Below are 5,080 nucleotides of genomic sequence, written 5' to 3'. Positions count from 1 at the left end.
TACTCCTCGTCTCCGCGGGAAGCGTTCCGGAGCAGACACCCGCGATGAGCTTCAGTTTCGCGTGCGTACTCAGCCAGGTCGACACCCTTGTCGAGGCCTGTCGCGCGCTGCGCCCGGACTCGGTCGACGGTCCACGGGACACGCCCTGGAACACCCGCGACGTCGCGGTGACCACCCCCGAGAACGCACGGATCGTGTTCACTGCGGCCAAACCCTTCGATCCGGCCAGTCAGGAGGCGCGGAACCTTGAAGCCATCGGGATCACCCCACCGGGCGTCACCCACGCCGACCATGAAGAGCATGCCTGACGCCACGGCCACCGATGGCCTGACCGTCGGCCAGGTCTCGACACGCCTTGGCGTGACAGTCCGCGCGCTGCACCACTGGGACGACATCGGTCTGGCAAGACCGTCGCTGCGCACGGGAGTGTGTGCCATCGACGTTTGCGTGGTGCGGGCCGCTCACGGGGACTCTGCGCCTCCGTGCTCCCACAGGCGTACGGCGAGGGCGGCGATGTCGTCGTCAAGGCGCCCTCTGCTGTAGTGGAGGAGGTCGCGGTGCAGAGCCGTGAGCAGTTCGCGGGGCGGTGTCGGGGGCTGCCGACGCATCCAAGCTGCCAGCGGGAAGAACTCACCGTCGCGGGCGCGGGCCTCGGCGATCCCGTCGGTGTAGAGGAGCAGCACGTCGCCGGGAGCGAAGTCGAAAGTGTCGACGTTGTAATGATCGCCGATGAGCTCCGCGAGGCTGAGCAGTGGTGAGGGGGCGGCGGACTCCAGGACACGGAGTTCCTTGCGGTTCATGAGCAGCGGCGGGGGGTGACCGCAGTTGAGGATGCCGATACGTCTGCCCTCGTGCGGGATCTCGACGAGAAGGGCGGTGGCGAAGCGCTCCATCGGCCCCTCGGGGGGAAAGGCGGCGTTGTAACGAGTACTGCTGGCGTCCAGCCTGCGTGCGACGTCGACCATGTCGGTCTCGCCGTAGGCCGCCTCCCGGAAGGCGTTGACGATCGCCGCGGCCGCCCCCACGGCCGGCAGGCCCTTGCCTCGGACGTCACCGATGAGCAGCCTGACCCCGTATGGCGTGTCGACCACCTCGTAGAAGTCCCCGCCGATGCGGGCCTCCGCCGCGGCGGCGAGGTACAGCGACTCGATCTCGACATTGCCGAAGCGGCGTGGCATAGGGCTCAGCACCACCTGCTGGGCCGCGTCGGCGACGAGCCGTACCTGGAAGAGGGTGCGCTCCCGCTGGAGCCGGACATGGCTTCCGTACGCGGCGGCCACGGTGACCGCGATGATTCCGGCGGCCGTCCACCACGTTCCCAGGTCGGGGAAGACGAGGCTGAGGCCGATCATCAGAAAGAGGCAGACCGTCCCGAGCAGGACGGTGGGCAGGACCGGCCACATGGCGGCGGCGAGGGCCGGCGCCGCGGGCAGGAGGCGGCTGAAGGCCATTTCCGGCGGAGTGGCGTAGGCCAGGCTGGCAATCACGACGGTCAGAATGACCGGCGACAGTCGCACAAGCCTCCCCCGGCCATAGCGCCGACGGAGCCGCGGCCGTCCAGACTCGATCACACTTCCCAGAATATCCGCGCAATAAGGGCAAAGCGCTCTGACGACGGAGCCGCCGTCGACCTGATCGACCCCAAGCACCGGCAGCTCGACACGAACAGCCGGCTCGCCCTCCATCCGGAGCGGGGCACAGCGGAGCTGGGCGGGAGGGCGAGCCGGCTCTCCGGCCGATCGATGCCCACCCGCACCGGCGGGAAGGCGGCTGGAGCACAGGGGGCCGGGTGGGGCTGCACCGGGCCGCCGAGGCGGCCGGTTCTGACCGGCGCCGAAAGACCGGCGTGGGAGCTGCCCGTCGGGAGCCCGCCGAGGCCGGTGGGTGGTCGCCGTGAGTGACGTGGAGGAGCGGCTGGCGAGCTGGGGGCCCGTCGCCGCACGCCGCTGCCGATCGCTGCCCGGGTGAGCGGCCTCTCTGAAGGGGTGAGTGACGTGACCGAACACCTCCACCCCGTTTTGCACATCGACACTGGTTCGGAGAGCCTGCTCGGCACCCCCGGCCGCATGGCCCGCGTACGCCGAGCTGTTCAGCCCTCGCCCGTTCGACCTGACCACCTTCCCCAACGACGAGGGCTACGACGAACTGGTCCTGGCCCGGAGCCTCCCGCTGCGGAGCGTCTGTGAGCATCATCTTCTGCCGTTCGTCGGGACGGCCCGCATCGGCTACCTGCCAGGGCGCCGGATCCTGGGCCTGTCCAAGCTCGCCCGGGTCCTGGAGCACTTTGCCCGCCGCCCGCAGTTACAGGAGCGGCTCACCAAGCAGGTCGCCGACTGGCTCCAGGAGCACCTGGAGCCCAAAGGCGTCGGTGTCGTCATCCAGGCCGAGCACACCTGCATGACGCTGCGCGGCGTCCAGGCCACCGGGGCGACGACGATGACCTCCACGCTCCTCGGCCTGCTGCGCAGCGACGCGCGGTCCCGCAGCGAGTTCCTCGCCCTGACCGGCCTGGCCCACTGCTGAGCCACTGACCCGCTGACCCGCTGACCCGCTGACCCGCAGCCGAACGGAGCGGGCGCGTGTGGGTGCCGTGCCGACCGGGAGCTGCTGAACTCGATGTATGGACCGTGACCGGAACGACCCGGCAGGCGAATTCCCGGTGCCCCGGCTGGAGCTGATCACCTTCGGCCACAGCACCGCGGACCGGGCTTCGCTGGCAGGGCTCCTCCGGGAAGCCGGCGTCACCGCGGTCGTGGACGTCAGGACCGCCCCCGGCAGCCGCCGTCACCCGGACGTGTCACGACAGCGGCTGGCCCGGTGGATGCCCGAAGAGCACATCGCCTACCGATGGGAGCCCCGCCTGGGCGGCTTCCGCAAACCGCCGCCGGATTCACCCGACACGGTATGGCGCAACACGTCCTTTCGCGGGTACGCCGCTCATACCCGCAGCCCGGAGTTCGTCTCCGCCATGGACGCCCTCACGCGCCAAGCCGGGCGGGAGCGCACCGCAGTGATGTGCAGCGAGGCGGTGTGGTGGCGATGCCACCGGCGCCTGATCGCCGACTTCGCCGTCCTGGCCCGCGGCATGCTCGTGCGCCATCTGATGCACGATGGACGCCTCACAGCGCACCATCCGACGCCAGGTGTGCGGCTTCGTGGTGACGGCCTTCTTGTGTACGACGACGCGAGCTCGCTGCCGTGACGACCATCCGGGCGCTGACCTGCGGTGGACCAACTGCCCCGCCATAGCCTGGTACGTGGCGGCACCGCCTGTCCATCCGTGGGCGACCCCGTATCCCGGTCCTGTTCGCAGCTGGCACCATGAGCCCTTGCCGTACCGGATCACCTGCTCGATCCGGCGCGCGTCGTACCACCATCGCAAAGACCGAACAAAAGGGGATGGGCTGTGCCTGCTCCACGGATGCGCACGACACCACTGCCCGGTATCGGGGTCCAGTACGACCTCACCACCCGCGAACACCGGCACCTGTCCGTGATCGCTCACCGGGACGGAACCCGGACGGTGAACGTCTACCGGGCCGACGATCCTGACTCCTGCGCGCAGTCCCTGCACCTGACCGGTGGGGAGACGGCCTCGCTGATCGACGCGCTGATGCCTGCCCACCACAGCCCGAACCTGCTCCACACCACCGACCTGGGCCTGGTCGCCGAGCGGATCGAACTGTCCGCCCACTCGTACTGGAACGGCCGCGTGCTGGGCGAGACCCGGATGCGCACCGAGACCGGTGTGTCGGTGGTCGCGGTCCTACGCCGGGCCGAGGCGCGCCCCTCCCCCGCGCCCGACTTCCGGCTCGCCGGCGGGGACACCCTCATCGTGATCGGCACCCGCGAGGGCGTGGATGCCGCCGCCGCGGTACTCGGACGGGAGTGAACCTGTGCACTCCGCGGTGTTCCTGATCGAGTTCGGAGCCATCATCCTCGGCCTCGGCCTGCTCGGCCGAGTCGCGGGCAGGCTCAAGTTCTCGCCCATACCCCTGTACCTGCTGGCCGGCCTCGCCTTCGGTGAAGGCGGTCTGCTTCCCCTGCCCGCCAGTGAGGAGTTCGTGGCGATCGGCGCCGAGATCGGCGTCATCCTCCTGCTGTTGATGCTCGGGCTGGAGTACACCGCCAGTGACCTGGTCTCCAACCTCAAGACCCAGTACCCCGCAGGTCTGGTCGACTTCACCCTGAACGCGCTGCCCGGCGCCGCCGCCGCGCTGCTGATGGGCTGGGGACCGGTCGCCGCGGTCGTGCTTGCCGGAGTCACCTGGATTTCCTCCTCCGGCGTCATCGCCAAGGTCATGGGCGACCTGGGCCGCCTCGGCAACCGCGAAACCCCGGTGATCCTCAGCATCCTGGTCCTCGAGGACCTGGCCATGGCCGTCTACCTGCCCATCATCACCGCCCTCCTCGCTGGAGTGAGCCTGGCGGCCGGCAGCGCCACCCTGGCGATCGCCCTCGGCGTCGCCGGCGCCGTCCTGTTCGTCGCCGTCCGCTACGGACGGCTGATCTCCCGGTTCGTCTCCAGCGACGACCCCGAGAAGCTGCTCCTCGTGGTCCTCGGCCTGACCCTGCTGGTGGCGGGCATCGCGCAGCAACTCCAGGTCTCCGCCGCGGTCGGGGCCTTCCTGGTCGGCATCGCCCTGTCCGGTGAGGTAGCCGAGGGCACCCACACGCTGCTGAGCCCGTTGCGGGACCTGTTCGCCGCGGTGTTCTTCGTCTTCTTCGGTCTGCACACCGACCCGGCGAGCATCCCGCCCGTGCTGCTGCCCGCACTCGCGCTGGCCTTCGTCACCGCGCTGACGAAGGTCGCCACCGGCTACTGGGCCGCCAAGCGCGCGGGCGTGGGCGTCAAGGGCCGCTGGCGCGCCGGGGGCACGCTGGTCGCCCGAGGCGAGTTCTCCATCGTCATCGCCGGGCTGGCCGTCACCGCCGGCATCGAGCCCGAGATGGGCCCGCTGGCCACCGCGTACGTCCTCATCCTGGTCGTGATCGGGCCTCTGACCGCCCGCTACACCGAACCCGTGGCCGCCTGGATCAGCAAGCGCCGCAGCTCGGACGGGCCGCGCCCGGACACCGC

5 protein-coding genes and 2 pseudogenes are annotated in these 5,080 nt (G+C 70.2%); 6 read left to right on the top strand and 1 reads right to left on the bottom strand.

Annotated features, from left to right (window positions below; translation table 11 throughout):
* Together IE136_RS12960 and IE136_RS12955 are read left to right on the top strand one after the other, a co-directional pair.
* On the top strand, positions 1-308 hold a 308-nt coding region (locus IE136_RS12960; RefSeq protein WP_506417207.1), incomplete at its 5' end, for a VOC family protein.
* Positions 301-423 (top strand): annotated as a pseudogene (locus IE136_RS12955) (MerR family DNA-binding transcriptional regulator); the annotation flags it as partial. The gene IE136_RS12960 and the pseudogene IE136_RS12955, both read left to right, overlap by 8 nt.
* A 38-nt stretch (positions 424-461) precedes the next feature.
* On the opposite strand, the gene IE136_RS12950 reads toward IE136_RS12955, so the two are convergent.
* Entirely contained in the window at positions 462-1,571 is a 1,110-nt protein-coding gene (locus tag IE136_RS12950) for a PP2C family protein-serine/threonine phosphatase (RefSeq protein ID WP_189600387.1), read from the bottom strand.
* Positions 1,572-2,027: 456 nt separating this feature from the next.
* On the opposite strand from IE136_RS12950, the pseudogene folE reads away from it, so the two are divergent.
* The 4 genes and pseudogenes from folE to IE136_RS12930 all read left to right on the top strand — a co-directional run.
* A pseudogene (gene folE / locus IE136_RS12945) lies at positions 2,028-2,523 on the top strand (GTP cyclohydrolase I); the annotation flags it as partial.
* Positions 2,524-2,620: 97 nt separating this feature from the next.
* Positions 2,621-3,202 carry a DUF488 domain-containing protein gene (locus IE136_RS12940; protein ID WP_189600386.1) on the top strand — a complete coding sequence of 194 codons (582 nt, stop codon included), beginning with the start codon at positions 2,621-2,623 and terminating at the stop codon, positions 3,200-3,202.
* A gap of 219 nt (positions 3,203-3,421) precedes the next feature.
* On the top strand, positions 3,422-3,892 hold the full coding sequence (locus IE136_RS12935; RefSeq protein ID WP_506417206.1) for a cation:proton antiporter regulatory subunit: 471 nt from the start codon (positions 3,422-3,424) through the stop codon (positions 3,890-3,892).
* A gap of 4 nt (positions 3,893-3,896) precedes the next feature.
* Positions 3,897-5,080 (top strand): cation:proton antiporter (locus IE136_RS12930; RefSeq protein WP_189600385.1); only part of this gene is annotated, 1,184 nt, incomplete at its 3' end.

This window comes from Streptomyces lateritius, assembly GCF_014649715.1.
Taxonomy (GTDB): domain Bacteria; phylum Actinomycetota; class Actinomycetes; order Streptomycetales; family Streptomycetaceae; genus Streptomyces; species Streptomyces lateritius.
Note: the sequence above shows the minus strand (reverse complement) of the source record. Positions and strands in the feature narration are given on the sequence as shown.